This window comes from Methylocaldum sp. 14B, assembly GCF_002005105.1.
Taxonomy (GTDB): domain Bacteria; phylum Pseudomonadota; class Gammaproteobacteria; order Methylococcales; family Methylococcaceae; genus Methylocaldum.
The window spans coordinates 124,798-139,963 of sequence record NZ_MSCV01000011.1 but is presented as its reverse complement, the minus strand read 5'-3'; the positions used below and the strand labels follow the sequence as shown (position 1 = coordinate 139,963).

The 15,166-nt window shown below is 68.9% G+C and carries 21 protein-coding genes; 3 read left to right on the top strand and 18 right to left on the bottom strand.

Going from position 1 to position 15,166, the window contains the following annotated elements:
- Positions 1 to 38: 38 nt before the first annotated feature.
- The 13 genes from B2A78_RS10450 to B2A78_RS10395 are packed head-to-tail and all read right to left on the bottom strand — an operon-like array spanning position 39 to position 9,347.
- Complete coding sequence (locus B2A78_RS10450; protein ID WP_037411656.1) at positions 39 to 428, bottom strand: DUF6631 family protein; 390 nt, start codon at positions 426 to 428, stop codon at positions 39 to 41.
- Between the two features lie 11 nt (positions 429 to 439).
- Entirely contained in the window at positions 440 to 1,192 is a 753-nt protein-coding gene (locus B2A78_RS10445; protein ID WP_077729925.1) for a hypothetical protein, read from the bottom strand.
- Positions 1,193 to 1,194: 2 nt separating this feature from the next.
- Positions 1,195 to 1,362, bottom strand: a complete 168-nt coding sequence (locus B2A78_RS26030; protein ID WP_168175389.1) for a hypothetical protein — start codon at positions 1,360 to 1,362, stop codon at positions 1,195 to 1,197.
- Between the two features lie 5 nt (positions 1,363 to 1,367).
- Positions 1,368 to 1,796, bottom strand: a complete 429-nt coding sequence (locus B2A78_RS10440; protein WP_077729924.1) for a hypothetical protein — start codon at positions 1,794 to 1,796, stop codon at positions 1,368 to 1,370.
- A complete protein-coding gene (locus B2A78_RS10435) occupies positions 1,793 to 2,074 on the bottom strand; it encodes a hypothetical protein (protein WP_037411660.1) in 282 nt (93 codons plus the stop codon). The genes B2A78_RS10440 and B2A78_RS10435 overlap by 4 nt, the downstream gene beginning before the upstream one ends.
- Positions 2,074 to 3,078, bottom strand: coding sequence for a major capsid protein (locus tag B2A78_RS10430; protein WP_077729923.1), 1,005 nt, complete (start codon positions 3,076 to 3,078; stop codon positions 2,074 to 2,076). The genes B2A78_RS10435 and B2A78_RS10430 overlap by 1 nt, the downstream gene beginning before the upstream one ends.
- Before the next feature lie 2 nt (positions 3,079 to 3,080).
- Positions 3,081 to 3,455 (bottom strand): head decoration protein, encoded by a 375-nt coding sequence (locus tag B2A78_RS10425; protein WP_077729922.1) that lies wholly within the window; start codon positions 3,453 to 3,455, stop codon positions 3,081 to 3,083.
- 3 nt (positions 3,456 to 3,458) lie between these two features.
- On the bottom strand, positions 3,459 to 4,700 hold the full coding sequence (locus B2A78_RS10420; RefSeq protein ID WP_077729921.1) for a S49 family peptidase: 1,242 nt from the start codon (positions 4,698 to 4,700) through the stop codon (positions 3,459 to 3,461).
- A gap of 1 nt (position 4,701) precedes the next feature.
- Positions 4,702 to 6,192 carry a phage portal protein gene (locus tag B2A78_RS10415; protein WP_077729920.1) on the bottom strand — a complete coding sequence of 497 codons (1,491 nt, stop codon included), beginning with the start codon at positions 6,190 to 6,192 and terminating at the stop codon, positions 4,702 to 4,704.
- Positions 6,192 to 6,398 carry a hypothetical protein gene (locus B2A78_RS10410; RefSeq protein ID WP_017364480.1) on the bottom strand — a complete coding sequence of 69 codons (207 nt, stop codon included), beginning with the start codon at positions 6,396 to 6,398 and terminating at the stop codon, positions 6,192 to 6,194. Before B2A78_RS10410 ends, B2A78_RS10415 begins: the two co-directional genes overlap by 1 nt.
- A gap of 2 nt (positions 6,399 to 6,400) precedes the next feature.
- A complete protein-coding gene (locus B2A78_RS10405) occupies positions 6,401 to 6,865 on the bottom strand; it encodes a hypothetical protein (RefSeq protein ID WP_143735141.1) in 465 nt (154 codons plus the stop codon).
- Complete coding sequence (locus tag B2A78_RS10400; protein ID WP_077729918.1) at positions 6,853 to 8,817, bottom strand: phage terminase large subunit family protein; 1,965 nt, start codon at positions 8,815 to 8,817, stop codon at positions 6,853 to 6,855. Before B2A78_RS10400 ends, B2A78_RS10405 begins: the two co-directional genes overlap by 13 nt.
- Positions 8,817 to 9,347 carry an elements of external origin gene (locus B2A78_RS10395; protein WP_077729954.1) on the bottom strand — a complete coding sequence of 177 codons (531 nt, stop codon included), beginning with the start codon at positions 9,345 to 9,347 and terminating at the stop codon, positions 8,817 to 8,819. The genes B2A78_RS10400 and B2A78_RS10395 overlap by 1 nt, the downstream gene beginning before the upstream one ends.
- A gap of 106 nt (positions 9,348 to 9,453) precedes the next feature.
- Between B2A78_RS10395 and B2A78_RS10390 the strand changes: the two genes are divergently transcribed.
- The 3 genes from B2A78_RS10390 to B2A78_RS10380 all read left to right on the top strand — a co-directional run bounded on the left by B2A78_RS10390 (position 9,454) and on the right by B2A78_RS10380 (position 10,704).
- Positions 9,454 to 9,642 carry a hypothetical protein gene (locus B2A78_RS10390; protein WP_077729917.1) on the top strand — a complete coding sequence of 63 codons (189 nt, stop codon included), beginning with the start codon at positions 9,454 to 9,456 and terminating at the stop codon, positions 9,640 to 9,642.
- A gap of 81 nt (positions 9,643 to 9,723) precedes the next feature.
- Positions 9,724 to 10,239, top strand: a complete 516-nt coding sequence (locus tag B2A78_RS10385) for a DUF3489 domain-containing protein (protein ID WP_077729916.1) — start codon at positions 9,724 to 9,726, stop codon at positions 10,237 to 10,239.
- A gap of 96 nt (positions 10,240 to 10,335) precedes the next feature.
- Positions 10,336 to 10,704: a hypothetical protein gene (locus tag B2A78_RS10380; protein ID WP_077729915.1), complete on the top strand. Its 369-nt coding sequence runs from the start codon at positions 10,336 to 10,338 to the stop codon at positions 10,702 to 10,704.
- Here B2A78_RS10380 and B2A78_RS10375 read toward each other — a convergent pair.
- The 5 genes from B2A78_RS10375 to B2A78_RS10355 form a co-directional block, all read right to left on the bottom strand.
- Positions 10,668 to 11,933, bottom strand: coding sequence for a site-specific DNA-methyltransferase (locus B2A78_RS10375; protein WP_077729914.1), 1,266 nt, complete (start codon positions 11,931 to 11,933; stop codon positions 10,668 to 10,670). The two genes, B2A78_RS10380 and B2A78_RS10375, sit on opposite strands and share 37 nt — an antisense overlap.
- Entirely contained in the window at positions 11,930 to 13,426 is a 1,497-nt protein-coding gene (locus B2A78_RS10370; protein ID WP_205780732.1) for a site-specific DNA-methyltransferase, read from the bottom strand. The genes B2A78_RS10375 and B2A78_RS10370 overlap by 4 nt, the downstream gene beginning before the upstream one ends.
- 373 nt (positions 13,427 to 13,799) lie before the next feature.
- Positions 13,800 to 14,195, bottom strand: coding sequence for a DUF6362 family protein (locus B2A78_RS10365; protein ID WP_077729913.1), 396 nt, complete (start codon positions 14,193 to 14,195; stop codon positions 13,800 to 13,802).
- Positions 14,182 to 14,397: a hypothetical protein gene (locus B2A78_RS10360; RefSeq protein WP_077729912.1), complete on the bottom strand. Its 216-nt coding sequence runs from the start codon at positions 14,395 to 14,397 to the stop codon at positions 14,182 to 14,184. The genes B2A78_RS10365 and B2A78_RS10360 overlap by 14 nt, the downstream gene beginning before the upstream one ends.
- Entirely contained in the window at positions 14,394 to 14,894 is a 501-nt protein-coding gene (locus B2A78_RS10355) for a hypothetical protein (protein ID WP_051180857.1), read from the bottom strand. The genes B2A78_RS10360 and B2A78_RS10355 overlap by 4 nt, the downstream gene beginning before the upstream one ends.
- Between the last annotated feature and the right edge of the window lie 272 nt (positions 14,895 to 15,166).

Genomic DNA, 15,166 nt, shown 5'->3' with positions numbered 1-15,166 from the left:
GTAGCCGAGGATGTCCGGGTAGCGGTGACCGCCCCGAATCAGGCGGGCGATGGCGTCAGCCCAGCCAAACGGCCGTTCAGACGCTGCGCCAGATCGCCCACTTTCGGCGCGATCCGGCGCACGAAAAAATCCGCGTTCACCTCGAACACGGTCGCCGCCAGGGTGATCGCATCGTCGAGAGCCAGCGCGTCTACCCACTCGCGCGGTTGGCGACTGGCGATCGCCAACGCGGTGAGCAACGCATCGCCGTGGTCCGAGAGCAAGGCGAGCCAGTCCGGTTCGCCCGCCAGTCGTTGCGCGAAAGGCTGCACGGCCTTGAGCATCGCCGGCAGCTCGCCGAGCACCAGCGGGCTGATCGCGAGGCGTTGGCCGGCCAGATCCACAACTTGCGGCTGCGGCACGAGAACATCCAGATCGGAGCCACTCATCGTCATCCCCCTCACAGCAGCACGATGCGGCCGAACTGGCCGAGGTCACCGGCGGCGGGCTTGAGCGTGTCGGCCAGCACCTGGCCTGAAAGCTCGAACTTCAGCAGCTCGTCGGTGATGACCGAGAGCTCCTTGGCCGGGTTGATGGCCACGCGGTAGAGATCGATCACCACCTCGCGGTTGCCGTCGGCGGTGTTGAGCCCCTCGAAGCGCACCCAGCGCTCGGGCAGCGGCTGGGTGAACATCGCGGTGACCGAGGCCGTGCCGTAGGCGTAGTCGACCTTGAAGGGCTCGACGTAGGGGCCGCCGGTGGTGGCGTCGAGGATCACCAGCGAGCCGTGCTTGGCGTTCACCGAGTACTGCGCGACCGGCAGGGTCTTCGGGGTGGCGCTGGAGTCCTTCACCACCACCGACGAGACGTCCTGCTTGGCGAGCAGGTAGAGGCTGCCGGGAGTGACCGGGTTCGGCAGCGCCTCGGCGGTGACCGTGCCCGGGGTCTGGGCGGTGGTGGCGCCGTAGAGGGCGAGCGCCAGGTTGGTCGCGATGAGCTCCTCCAGGGTGCAGGCGAACTCGCCCTTCTTGGTCTTGATGAGCTGCAGATCGGTGAGGCGCTGGCCGCTCACCGACTCCTGGTGCTCCAGGGTCTCCACCGAGAGGGACACCTTGAGCTCGGGCACGTTGCCCACGTAGGCCAGGCCCTGCGGGTTGCCGAGTGCGTCGCGGGCGCCGATGTAGACGCGCCCCTGTCCGGAAAAGTAAGGCATGGTCAGTCTCCTTTACGGGTCTTGATCGGGGTCTGGGGTTGGGGGTCGGCCGGCCGCGCGGCTCCGCGCTCGATCAGCCATTGGGCCGCTGCCTCGTCGAGATCGAGGATCTCGCCGGGGGCGTGGAGTCGGCCGGCGTGGGTGTGCGGTTCGATGAGTTCGATGTGCATGGTGACTATCCTTTTTGGGTGAGGTCGGAGGCCAGGGTGCGGTAGCGGATCTCGTAGCGCGCGGGCACGGCCAGTGCTTGGCTGTCGGCGTCCTCCGTGTCCCACTCGCAGTCGATCTCGCGCACGCCCAGGGCCAGCCCGCCGAGGCTCGGCTCGGCCATCAGCGCGCCGTGCGCCGCGACGATGAGCGCGTCGGCCACGTCGAAGGCGTCGTCTTCGCGCGCGAGCGCGACCAGCCTCAGCGTCAGGGCGCGGTCGAGCCGGTCGTTCGCCTGCGTGAGGACCTGATCGCCTTCGATGAACAGCAGGAGCGCGGGGCTCGCCTCGCGCGGGAGCGGCACGGTGGGCTGGCGATGCAGCGGCGTCGGTGCGATCGCGGGACCGATACGCGCCACGACCGTCCGGACCAGACGCTCGCGGACGGAGGACGTCATAGCCGGGTCAGCTTGGCCTGCATCTCGGAGCCGTCGCGCAGCTGGCGGACCTCGCGCACCCGATACGGGCTTCCCGCGATCTCCACCGTGTCGCCGGCGGCGAGGGTGAGCCAGGCGCTCGGGTACTCGAGGTGGTAGTCGCGGTTCAGTGCGAGCCCGTCGAGCGCCAGCTCGTCCGGGGCGCTGAAGACGCACTGCACCGTGAGCGAACCCACCATGACGTCGGTGAGCAGCCCGGCGCGGCCGGCGGCCTCGTATAGATCCGTCACCTGCGTCATCACGCTGCCGTCAGCTTCACCAGCACACCGGGCCGGTGGCACATGGGCAGCGGGTTGCTCTGGGTGTGCAGGTCGGTGCCGCGGTCGAACTTGCGCGGCTCCTGCTTGGCGTAGAGCGGCAGGCCCAGGGTGTTGACCGTCTCGTTGAAGTCGGCGGGCGCGACGTAGGTGGCGAAGGTGTCGACGGTGCCGAGCGGGAAGCAGTGGGCCTCGCCCGCCGCGATGAAGCGCCGGGTGGTGCCGGACGCGTCGCTCGCCTGGCCGCGGTACTCCTCGAAAGTGATGCCGCCGAAGGTGAAGCCGCGGCGCATGTCGTTGATGAGCACCGCGCCCTGCTGCCAGTTCTTGTAGGCCTCCTCGACCTTGGCGTGGCCGGTCAGCGCGTCGAAGAACTCGGGCGAGCACAGGCAGTGCACGCCGGTCGAGAACTCGCCCGAGAGGTTGTCCTCGATGTGGCGCAGCACCTCGGCGCACTTGCCCTTGACGTTGGTGTTGGCGTTGCCGAGGGAGAAGTTCACGCTCTTGGGCGTGATGCCGAACTCGGTGTAGAGATTGACCAGCGGCGTGGCATCGGCATCGAGGATCTCGCCCTTCAGCGCCCCCATGCGCAGGTGCTCCAGGGTGATGGCGTGCTTGTTGCGCATGGTCTCCAGGTGGCGGGCGAGCACGCCGGCCACGCTCTCGGTCTCGGTCTCCTGCCCGAAGCTGCGGATGCCCTGAACCTCCTCGGGCAGCACCACGTCGTCGTGCGGGATGTGCGGCACGACGAAGGCGCGCATCGCCCGCTTGCCGCGCTTGCCCACGGTGCCGGGCGAGCCGGGCGGCAGGGTCGGCAGCAGGTTCAGCACGCCGTGCATCTCCTCCACCACGACCTGGCGGGTACGCACCGGCTTGATGGGGAACAGGTCTAGGGTCTCCAACCGCCCGTAGCGGTTGGGGATCAGGTTGATGGCGGCGGTGAGGCTCGCCATCGAGAAGGCGGGATTGGAAAAGGGATTCTGCATGGTCAGGCTCCTTCACGAACGAGGATGCCGCGCGCTTCGAGGGCGGCGATGGCTGCGGATTGCTGCGCGGGCGTGATGCCGGCAGGCCACACGAGCGCGTGGCGGGCGACGATGGCGTGGCGCGCGACGATGACCGCATCGAGGTCGGCGGCGGTGGCGTCGGCGTCGACGATCAGCACGCCGGCGGGCAGCTCGGTGCCGTCGGTGGCGGCCGGGTCGAGCGCCTTCAGCTTGTTTGTGGCGGTCTCGCGGCCGACGACGCTGCCCAGGAGGAGGCTCCGGCCGGCGGCGACCGTGGCCGGGTCGCGCGAGTACAGGTTGGGCGCCTCGTACTTCAGCAGGTCGCCCAGGTTCATCGGTTCAACTAGGGTCGGCATGGTTCACTCCTTTCCGGTGAGGTGCTTGACCGCCTTGATCAGCGGGTTGTGTTCGGGGGAAGCGCGGTGCGCGGCGTGCGCATCCGGATGGATCGCCGAACCGATCTCGGGGCTTTGGGTGCGGGCGGCGAGCAGCGCGCGGCGGACATCGGTTTCCGAGAGTCCTGCGGCCAGGAACTCGGCGGTGCGCTCCGGGCAGCCGCCGAGCTGGCACAGCTCGGCGATGGCCACGGCCTCGCGCCGGTCCGCCACTGTGGTGGTGGGCGTCTCGGGCGCGGGCGCCGCGGAGGCAGCAGCGGCGATGAGGGTCGTCTCGGGGACTTCGGGGGTCGGATCGGGGGATCGCATCGGGTCGTTCTCCTGTTTGGCGTAGGCGGAACCGGGACGGGTGCGGGGGGCCGGGTTCCGCAAACGGCCCTGCGTGTTCAAGAAGCTCGCGAAGACGGCGAGCAGCTGGTCGCGGCTCGCCACGGCGTCGGCGAGCCCGCTGCCTATCGCCTGCTCGCCGAAGAAGAGCCCGGCCTCCGTGGCGCGCACGGCGTCGGGGTCCAGCCCGCGCATCGCGGCCACGTGCCCGACGAACAGGTCGTAGAGGCGATCCACCTCCGCCTGGAGGCGCACCAAAGCCTCGTGGTCCAGCGGCTCGTGGGGCGAGAAGTCGTTCTTGTGCCGGCCGGCGGTGATCGCCGTGTAGCGATAGCCCTGCTGGGCGTCGCGGACCGACTGGTCGACGTGCATGGCGATGACCCCGACCGAGCCCACGCCGCCGGTGCGCGTGACGGCGAGATGCGAGGCGGCGCAGGCGATGGCGTAGGCGGCCGAGAAGGCGGAGTCGGCGGCGATCGCCCAGACCGGTTTCACGGCGTCGACCGCGCGGATGCGCTCGGCGAGCTCGAACACGCCGCCCGCCTCGCCGCCGGGTGAGTCCACGTCGAGCAGGATGCCGGACACGGCAGGGTCGGCGAGCGCAGCATCCAGACGGGCGCCGATCTCACCGTAGCTCATGAGGCCGGAAGCGGCCTCCAGCCCCAGGGTTCGGCGCACCAAAGTGCCGTGGATCGGGATCACGGTGATGCCGGGCGGTGCCGCGACCTCCGGGCTCGCGGGCATCACCGCCGGTACGGCGGCTTCAACGTCGGGCAGACCGATGCGGGGACCGAGCACGGAGAGGATCACGTCCAGCTTCGAACGCGCGATGAGAAGCGGCGTCCCGTAGAGACGGGACGCCAGGTGTACGAGCTGCATGTCAGAGGTCCTGGATGTCTTGCGGCGGTGCCGGGTCGGAGGCCGCCGCGGGTGGGTTGCGGTCGTGGCGCGGGTCGGAATCGAAGACGAGGCCGAGCGCATCGGCGCGCCGGTTGTCGGCGGCGATCTCCCGATCCACGTCCTCGGCGTCGTAGCCGAAGGAGGACACCGCCTCCGAGCGGGACAAGAGCCCCGCCCGGATCGCGGTGAGCATGGCGTTGAACTCCTTCTGCGGATCGACCCACTGCCAGCCCTGGGGAATCCACTTGCACGCGAGCCAGGCGCGGCGCCGCGCGGCATCCCGGGCGAAGCCGGGGAGCTCGAGTCGTCCCTCCAGCACCGCCTGCGCCATCCACGCGCGCCACACCGGGCGGCAGAGCTGGTGGACGATGACGCCGTGCTGGATCGCCTCGCAGCGGCGGCGGAATTCCAGCAGCCCTGCGCGGATGGAGGAGTAGTTCACCTGGGTGAGGTCGCCCGTGAGCTGCTCGTAGGTGACGCCCATGGCCGCGGCCACCGCGCGAAACTGCTGGCGCATGAACTCGGCGTAGGAGCCGCCCACGTCGGCCGGCTGCGAAAACTTCACGTCCTCCCCAGGTTCGAGGATCTGCAGGGTGCCCGGCTCCAGCCCCGCCAGCGCCACGCCCGAGGCATCGGCCGGCCCCTCGCCCATCAGGGCGTCCTCCGGCTGGTCGCGGGTGACGAAGCCGGCGAACATGGCGGCGGTCTTCTTGCGCACGAGTTCAGCGTCGTCGTACTGATCCAGCTCGTTGACCTTCACCAAGGCCCGCGCGAGCCATGGCTCGCCGCGGATCTGCCCGGGACGCAAGGGCCGGAACAGATGCACGATCTCGGCGGCGGGTACGCGCACGGTCTCCATGCCGCCGCCACCGGACATGGGCGAGAGCAGGCCGTCCTCCGGGTGCGAGCGGTACAGGTGGTAGGCCACGCGCCGCCCGAGCCGGTCGAACTCGATGCCGGCGCGGATCACGTTGCCGTTGTCGGCCAACCGGTTGAGCGTCACCGGCAGGTGCTCGGGCTCCAGCACCTGGATCTGGAGCGCCACCGCCAGCCCGTCATCCGGCCGCCGGTAGCGCAGCCGAACCAGCGCCTCGCCGCCTTCGAGCATGGCGCGGCAGGCCAGGGCCTGCAGACCGTAGAAGTCGGTGAGCCCCTGGGCGTCGGCCTCCTCGGTCCAGTCCCGCCAGAGGGCCTGGATCGTCTCGCGCAGGCCCGGGTCCTCGACCATCGACTGCGGCTTGATGCCGGTGCCGATGGCGTTGGCCACGAAGGCCTCGATGCCGGCGGCTGCCCAGGCGTTGCGGCGCACCAGGTCACGGCTCTTGGCGCGCAGCTCCGTCTGCGTCGTGAGCAGCGCGGCCACCGCGCCGGGGTTGCCCGGCATCCAGGCGAGCGCGCGGCGCCCGGCGCCCACGCCGTCGTAGGTGGGGGTGGCGCCTAAGGCGAGCTTGAGGCGGCTCCAGAAACCCATCACAGCCCCTTGCCCGTGGTGACCCGGATCTGGCGCAGCTTGGGTCGGCCCGCCTCGCGGGCGAGCGCCGCATCCACCTCGCGCAGGGCCGCGCGCAGCTCGTCCACCGAGCGGTACTCCACCGTCTTGTCGCCGAAGGTGACGCGCCGCTCGCCGCGCGCCAATGCCCGCTCCAGCGCCTCGCGATCGGCCGCTGTGTAGGCCATGGTCAGACACCCGCCAATGCGGCCAGCTCGAGGACCAGCTCGGTCTGGGCCGTGTTGCCGTTCTTGAAGGCGATGCGCACGAAGCGACCGATGGGTCGGCCCTGGACGGTGAAGGAGTCGCTGCCGTTCGGCGGCTCGTGCGAGCCCGTGTTCTCGTCCGGATAGATGCCCGCCGCCGGCAGCCAACGCACGCCGTCGATCGAGCTCTGGATCTCCATCGCTTCCTGCTTGGAGGCGACGCCGCTCTTGCGGGCCAGCAGCAGCGTGTAGCCGTGCTCCTCACCCAGATCGACCGCGTCGGTGGTGACGGAGCCATCGGCGGACAGGGCTCCCACCGCGAAGGCGGAAGCGAGGGCCGGCGTGCCCGTCAGGTGTCCCGACGCATCGCAACGGATGCAGCGGATTTCGTCTCGACCGGTGGTCGGGTTGCGGTAGGTGCCTTCCAAGATCATCTTCAGCTCATCCAACGACTCTTGACGACGGACCGGCGCCGGATGCGTCGGCCCGAAACGACGACGCCCCCGGAGTCGGGGGCGTCTTCTGTGATTACGGTGTGTTCGTCCTGCTCGGGCGGTGCGGCGATGCCCAGTTGTCTTTCCAGCTCGCGCCAGTGGCGCTCCTCGAAGCGGTCGAGACCGCTCGCTGCCGCGGCGGCGCGGGCGTACACGTAGCAGTCCAGCGCCTCGTTGCGCTCGCGCAGCTTCTGCCACTCCCGCACCGGAAAGCCGTTGCGGTCACGGCGGGTGATCAGCTGCTCGGCGCAGAGCTGCTGGACGTACTCGGCGTCGACCTTGGGCAGATGGACGAAGCCTGGCGGATAAATCGGCGTGGTGCCGTCGCCGGCCACATCCGCGCTCTTGCGCAGGTTGTTGTAGAACTCGAGCTTGGCGAGTCCCACCGCCACCGAGTACACCTTGATGCCCCGGCGCAGCTTCTTGCCGCCCTGCGACACATCGACGGCGGTGGGCGTGCCGATCAGGGCCGCGCCGCGCGGGACGCCCTTGATCGCCATCAGGCGCGTGTCACGCACGGCACGCACGAAGGCGTAGGCCTCCTGGGTGGCGAAGCCGGTGTCGAGCGCGAAGCGCGCCAGCGGAACCTGGTTGCCGGATTCGTGCGTCCAGGTCTCGTCGATCAGCTCGGACAGCCGTCTCCACACCGCATCCCGTGCGGTGTCGCCCATCAGCACGCGGTGTTCGACGAGCCAGGACGCCTTGCCGCGCCCGAAGGCCCAGATCGAGGCTTCGATGCGATCCTTCTGCACGTCGGCACCGCCGACCAGCAGCAGGCCGCCCATGGGGACGGTGCCGATGCGGTAGTCCTCCCGCCGCTCGATCAGGCGCTGCCAGTCGGGCGCTTCGCCTTCCTCGACCCAGGTCTCGCCGAGCTCGGTGTTCTTGAAAGTCTTGATCGCGGCGGCCGAGCCGGACTCCTTGCTGACCGCGCTCTCCCACGCGCTCGCGATGTCGCGCCACGAGCGCCAGCCCACCGGGCTGTAGAGCGACGAGAGATGGAAGCCCGCCGTCTTGACGCCGTTCTCCGGCGCCATCGCGCGCCACTCGCCGTGCTCCAGCATCCAGGTCTTGTGATGCTCGGCGATGGGCGTATCGCACGACTCGCACACGTAGACCGCCGTCTCCGGCCGGCCCCTCTCCCAACGCAGCTGCTCGAAGCGCAGCCACTGGCGGTGCGAGCAGTGCGGGCAGGGCACGAAGTAGCGGCGCTGGTCGGATGCCTCGTACTCGCGCTCGACGGCGCTCGCCCCGGCGATGGTCGGTGTCGAGACGATGAAGATCTTGCGCCGCGCGAAGGTGCGCGTGCGCGCCTCGGCGAGCGAGATCGCATCGCCTTCGCCCTCGACGTCGAGCGGGTAGCCGTCCACCTCGTCCAGAAACAGATATCGCACCGGCATCGAGCGTAGGCCCACGGCGCTGTTCGCGCCCGTCATCACCAGCACGCCGCCGCGGAACTCCTTGGCGAGGATGGTGTTGCCCGAGTCGCGCGAGCGTGCCGGGGCGATCAGCTCGGAGAGTACCGGCGACTCCTCGATCAGCGGGTCGATGCGCTGCTTGGAGTTGCGCTTGGCCATCTCCACGGTGGGCCACACCGCCATCATCGGACCGGGCGCGTGGTGGATGACGTAGCCGATCCAGTTCGAGCCGGTTTCCGTGGCGCCCACCTGTGCGCCTTTCATTAACACCACGCGCTCGACCGGCGAGGTCGGCGACAGGCAGTCCATGATCGCCTTGAGATACGGCGTGCGGCTGGTGCGCCAGCGGCCCGGCTCGGCCGAGGACTTGCTGGAGAGCATCCGGTGCCGGTCGGCCCACTCGGAGACGGAGAGCAGCGGATCGGGCGTCAGTCCTTCGCGCCAGGCGCGCTCGATGGCGTCGAAGCCCTCGTAGACGTAGTCGTCCATCAATCGACGCGGACCTTCAGTTCACCGAGCTCGGCGAGGTGCTCGCGCACCGCCGCCTCCAACGCGACGTGCAGCGCGTGTGCGTCCATGCCGAGCCTGGCCGCCATCTGCGCCGAGATGCGCGCCGGCCAGTTGAGCCAGGCGTCGCGCTCGGTGCGCGCGAGCTTGAACACGTGGGCGATGGCCTGGTTGCGATCGACCAGATCGCCCTTGAGGCGGGCGAGGCGCACCTTGTTGGTCTGCGCCTTGACCACCTCGTTGACCGTGCGCGCCTGCAGCAGCGAGGTGCCGCCCACGGGCAGCCCGGCGGCGAGGTTCGGGGCCGGATCGTCCGCCACCCGCACCTTCGCGGCTTTGGCGCTCGTTCCCTCCTTGGGCGGCTCGGAGTTCCTTGCCCAGTCGCGGTCGGCCTTGTCCGGATCGATCGTGCCGTCCGCCTCGGGCGTGATGCGCCCGGCGCGGATGGCTTTGTGTACGGCGGTGTCCGACACCCCGCGGTGGCGGGCGTAGGCGCGAATCGACAGTCCCATGGTCTCCATCAAGCATTGGGCGCCTTCCCGCTCGGATTCAGCTTGGCTTCTCTCGGGGACAGCGCGTTCATGTCATCACCATCAACGACACCTCGAGGAGAAGCACGTGACCGAGCAAGCCGAAAAGGACATCGACCGGCAGCTGCAGCAGATCGCGCTGGATCACCTGTTCATCGACACCCTGGAAACCCGCAACAGCGACCGGCTGGACTTCCATGAGGTCAGCGTCTGGGCCGTCAAGAGCGCCTTGATAGCCGCCTACCAGGCAGGCCGGCAGGCCGCGCGGCAGGGCTGAGAAAGCAGCGGAAGGCGCTTGGCTTCTCCAGAGAACAGCGCGTTCATGACCACACCATCAACCACCACGAAGGAGCATCGAATGAGCACCATCCAACTCACCCCCGCCCAGCACGCCATCCTGGCCTACGCCGTCGAGCACACCGGCGGCAAGATCGAGTGGTTCCCCGACAACGTGAAAGGCGGCGCCCGCAAGAAGGTGCTGGACGGCCTCTGCAATCGGGCCCTGATCACCACCATTGGTCCCGCCTGGTTCGTCGCCGCCGAGGGTTACGAGGCCCTGGGGCGCCCGCGTCCCGCGCCGGCGCCGGCGGAGGCAGATGCGGATCTCGAGGCGGAGGTCGCAGCCGCCGAAGCCACCTGGGCACCGCAGCGCGCCGAGACCAAGCCCCGCACCCGCGAGAACAGCAAGCAGGCCCAAGTCATCGCGATGCTCCGGCGCCCGGAGGGCGCGACGGTGCGCCAGATCTGCGAACTCACCGGCTGGCAGGCGCACACGGTGCGCGGCACCTTTGCCAACGCCTTCAAGAAAAAGCTGGGCCTCACCATCACCTCGGACAAGCCCGAGGGCGGCGAGCGCATCTACCGGATCGCGTGATTCGAGCGGAATGGGAAGCCAAGCAGAAAACGCTTGGCTTCCCGCGCCAGCAGCGCGTTCATACGTGTGTCGCAACGATCAACGAAGGAAACAACGATGACCATCGCCAAAACGATTCCCGCCACCCGCAACGAAGCCTGGGGCTTCTGGGGCACGATGGACGCGCACGCGCAAGCCGCCTGGCCCATCGCGATGAACGCCATCTCAGACGCTACGGGACAGCCCTTCGAAGCGGTGCGGGCCTTCCTCGACAGCCGCCACGGACGCCACTTCGCGGACGAAGTCCTCAACCGCATGCATGCGGGCCATGCCCTCCACGACGCGATCCGCGCCGCCACCCGGCAGTGGATGGAATGGACCATCGGACGCCGCACCAGTAAGGACTACGGTATTCCGCGCGGGCTTCCTTATCTGACCGGGTTCGTGATTCACTGCGAGATCGTCCAGGAGGAAGTCGCCGCCTGATCGAACGCCAGGCCATCCGATTCGCGGGTGGTCTGCTTGCCCGTCCAGTCCTGCCAGCGCCGCACGATCACGTCCGCATACTTCGGGTCGAGTTCGATCAGGCGCGCCACGCGCCCTGACTTCTCGGCGGCGATCAGGGTGGTGCCGGAACCGCCGAAGGGGTCCAGCACCACGTCGCCGGGACGACTCGAATTGCGGATCGCCCGTTCGACCAACTCCACTGGCTTCATGGTCGGGTGCAGGTCGTTCTTCTGCGGCTTCTTGATCTGCCAGACGTCGCCCTGGTCGCGGTCGCCGCACCAGTAGCGCTCCGCGCCCTCGGGCCAACCGTAGAGGATCGGCTCGTACTGGCGCTGGTAGTCGGCGCGGCCCAGCGTGAAGGTGTTCTTCGCCCAGATGATGAACGTAGACCAGTGGCCGCCGGCAGAGCGGAACGCCGCCTGCAGGGTGTCGAGCTCGCTCGACGACATGGCGACGTAGATCGCGCCGCGGGTGTGAGCAACGAGCAGCGACAGCGCGTCGTAGAGAAAGTCGTGAAAGCCTGCGCCGAGCGCGTCGTTGAGAATGGGACGGTGCTTGCCCCGCAGCTTGTCCTTGGCGCTGTTGGCGTAGTTCACGTTGTACGGCGGATCGGTGAAGACCATGTCCGCCCGCTCGCCGTCCGGGAACAGCTGCGCGTAGGCCTCTGCCGCGGTCGCATCGCCGCAGACCAGGCGGTGCGGCCCCAGCCTCCAGACGTCGCCCGGCTTCGACACCGGCTCTTCCGGCATCTCCGGGACGGCGTCGTCCTCGGTCTGGCCTTCGTGCTCTGGCTCCTCACCGGCCAGTAGCTCGGCCAACGCATCGGCATCGAAACCGGTCAAATCGAGGTCGAAGCCTTCGTCCTGCAGTGCCTCAAGTTCGATGCGCAGTAGCGCATCGTCCCAGGTCGAGAGCTCCGCGAGCCGGTTATCGGCGAGCACCAGCGCCCGGCGCTGCGTTGGCGTCAGGTGATCGAGCACCACCACCGGCACGGTGGAAAGGCCCAGCTTGCGCGCGGCGGCGAGCCGCCCATGGCCAGCGACCAGCACACCGTCGGCGCCGACCAGGCAGGGATTGACGAAGCCGAACTCGGCGATGGAGGCCGCGATCTGGGCGATCTGCTCGTCCGAGTGCTGGCGGGCGTTCCGCGCGTAGGGCAGTAGCTTGTCCATCGGCCAGTGCTCAATGCGCTCGGCGAACCAGTTCACGCGGCCGCCTCCGCCGTCTCGCCCAAGCGCTCGGCCGCGACCTCGGCGAAGGGCTGGCCGGTGGCCGCGAGCACGGGCTCCATGCCCGGGTGGTGCTGCAGCCAGCGGCGCAGCGCGACGTCGACGTACTCGGGCGCGAGCTCGATGGCGCGCACTTTGCGGTCGGTGAGTTGCCCGGCCAGCAGCGTGGTGCCGCCGCCGGAGAACGGCTCGAAGACGATCTCGCCCGCGTCGGTGTAGGCCTCGATGAAGAACTTCGGCAGGCCCAGCGGGAATACGGCCGGATGGTCGATGCCTTCACCGATGCGGCCGCGCTGGCGCGTCACCTCGACGACGGAATCCGGGATGCGGAACTCCTGCGTGGGCTGTCCGGCGTGGTTCCATTCGCCGACCTTGCCGTCCTTGGCGCGCATCGCGGTGGAGGAGCCGTCGGCGCGCAGGTGCGTCTCGTGACCGGCCCACTTGCAGGGCACGATCTTGTTCGGCTTGCGCGCCTGGCGGTTGAAGTGGAATACGAACTCGTGGCGCGGTGCGAGGCGCCCGGCCCAGTCGCCGGGCACGGTCACCGACTGGTCCCAGACGTACCAGCCGAAGCGGCGCCAGCCCTGGGTGCGTATCCATTCGATCCAGCCGTCCCAGTACGGCTGCCACTCGCCGTCGCGATGGACGAGGCCGAGGTTGACCAGGATTTGCGCGTCCTCGCGCAACGCGCCGCGGGCGGCGCCGAACACGCCCTGCATGAGCGCGTTCCAGTCATCGATCCCGCCGGTGGTGTAGTCGCGCTGGTTCGCGTAAGGAGGACTCGTGAACAGCAGGTGAGCGCGCTCGCCATCGAGGAGGCGCGCGACGGCGGCCGCGTCGCTGCTGTCGGCGCAGAGCAGCCGGTGTTCGCCCAGGAGCCACAGATCGCCGGGTCGCGTGACCGCAACCGTGGGCGGCGTGACGTCGTCCTCGTCCGCGTCGGGGACCAAAGCGCGCTCGTCCTCATCGGCGGACGGTTCCGTCTCCTCGATGTGGTCGAGCAGGCCTTCGATCTCGGAGGCAGAGAAGCCGGTCAGGTCCAGATCGAAGCCGGCGTCGGCCAGCTCCGCGAACTCCAGCGCTAACATGGCCTCGTCCCAGCCGGCATCGAGCGCGAGCCGGTTGTCGGCGATCACGTAGGCGCGCTTCTGCGCCGGGGTGAGGTGCGCGAGCTCGATCACCGGCACCTCGGTCAGCCCCAGCTTGCGTGCGGCCAGCAGCCGGCCGTGGCCGGCGATCACGCCATGCTCGCCATCGACCAGGATGGGGTTGGTCCAGCCGAACTCGGCGATGCTGGCGGCGATGCGCGCGACCTGCTCGTCGCTGTGGGTGCGCGGATTGCGGGCGTAGGGGATCAGCGTCTCGACCTTGCGGTATTCGACGTTGAGTGTGTTCAGGATCGGAACCTCGAAATGGAAAGCCCGCCGACGGAGGACCGTGGGCGGGCTTGATGTGTATCGGGGAGTGCACAAATCCGCCTGGAGCGGATTTGGACAGCCGCAGGCTGACCGCGAAGCGGCAGGCCCCAGGGATGGGGCCTGCAAACCGCAAACCGTGCAAACCCCGGTTTGCACTCTGACGCTAGAAAAGCATCGCGCTCGCGCCCCCCGCATGGCTTTTCGGCCAGGAAGGACCCATCGCGCTCGGCGGGTCGGATCGCGAAGGCAGAAACGACGAAGGCCACGGATCGCTCCGTGGCCTTCGCACATGCTTCTCTCGCGAGGTTAGCGAAATCCTAGCGCAAAAACGGGTGAAGTGTTGCACGTCCAAAATGGCTCGAAACCGGCATCTTTCCGCATCCGCACGCATGGCTTGGATCGCTTTGGAAACGACCCGCAACTTCACTCATGAAAGGCTGGCCACCGTCCGGCGGGTCTGCTCGTTCAGACGGCAGGCGACGATGTCGAGCGCCTTCTGCCACCGCCGCCAAGCCGTGGTGCGGTCACAGCCGAAGCGCCGGCAGATCTCCCGCCACCCCCGTTCCTCGGCGCGCATCCAGACGAGATGGCGCTGCTCCTCGGTGAGCCACAGCACCCAGCGCATGGTCTCCTCCATGCGGTCGATGGCGGCCGGGTCGGGCGGAAAGCGGTACAGCACGTCGTCGCCGGAGTAGGTCTCCCACGGCTGGCGCAGGATGGCCGGCCAGGTGTTGAAGTAGCCCTGGACGCGCACGGGCGGCAGGCGCCGCGCGGTCTGGGCGGCCTCCCGGAAGCGCTCGGCGACGCCGTCAACGCTCCACATGGCCGTCTCCCAGGCGACCGTAGAGCCGCTCGCCGATGCGCTTCACCAGCTCCCGCTCGATCCAGTCCAGCCGCTCGTCGTCGAGCGACACCACCAGGATGCCCTGGTCGCGCCAGCCGTCGCGTTTGATGACATCGACGTCCGGGCGAGTCGGTTGCAGGCGCCCCAGGGGGCAACGATAGTGGGGGTTGGGCGCGTTCATGCCGGCACCTCCTGCGTCGCGATCGCCCACATCAGCAGTGCCAGCGCGTCGGCCTCGTTGTCGTCCGCGGGCCGGAAACCCAGGGCCTGCATGGCGGCCACCATCTCCTGCTTGCCGGCGTTGCCCTTGCCGGTGGCGTGCTTCTTGATCGTGCCCACCGGCACACCCTGGTACGGGATGCCGTGGTGCTCGCACCAGGCGGTCAGCTGGGCCATGAAGCCGCCGTAGGCGTGGGCGGCATCCACTCCGGCGTGGCGGCGCACCTCCTCGAAGTACACCGCATCCAGCCCGTCCGCCGATTGTTTGACCTCGGTGAGCCAGCGCTTGAAGCGCAGGTAACGCATGCCGCCGCCCTCGAAGCGCCGGGGCTTGAAGGACTCCGAGCCGCTGGTGATGGAGCCGTCACGGCCGAGCAGCGCCCAGCCGGTCCGGGTGCCGAGGTCGAGGCTCAGGATGGCAGTGCCCGGTCCCCGATCCCGACCTTCCGTGCCGGGCAGACCCCTTCGGGTCGGGGGAGAGGACACCGCGTGTTCCTCTCCCCCCGAAGGGGGGAGGGAGTTTTCGCCAACTTGGAAATCTCCGGAAACCCAGCAACCACGCGGGTTTGGGGAAGTTGGCAAGTTGGCAGCGTTGCCAACTTGCCAACCTGCCGACAACTCCCTAACACGTTGATCAGTATGGGATTCAAGTTGGCAGGCGTTTGCCAACTTGCCAACGTCTCTGAAAACCGGGGGGAAGTTGGCAGCGGTTTTGCCAACTTGGCTGTGCG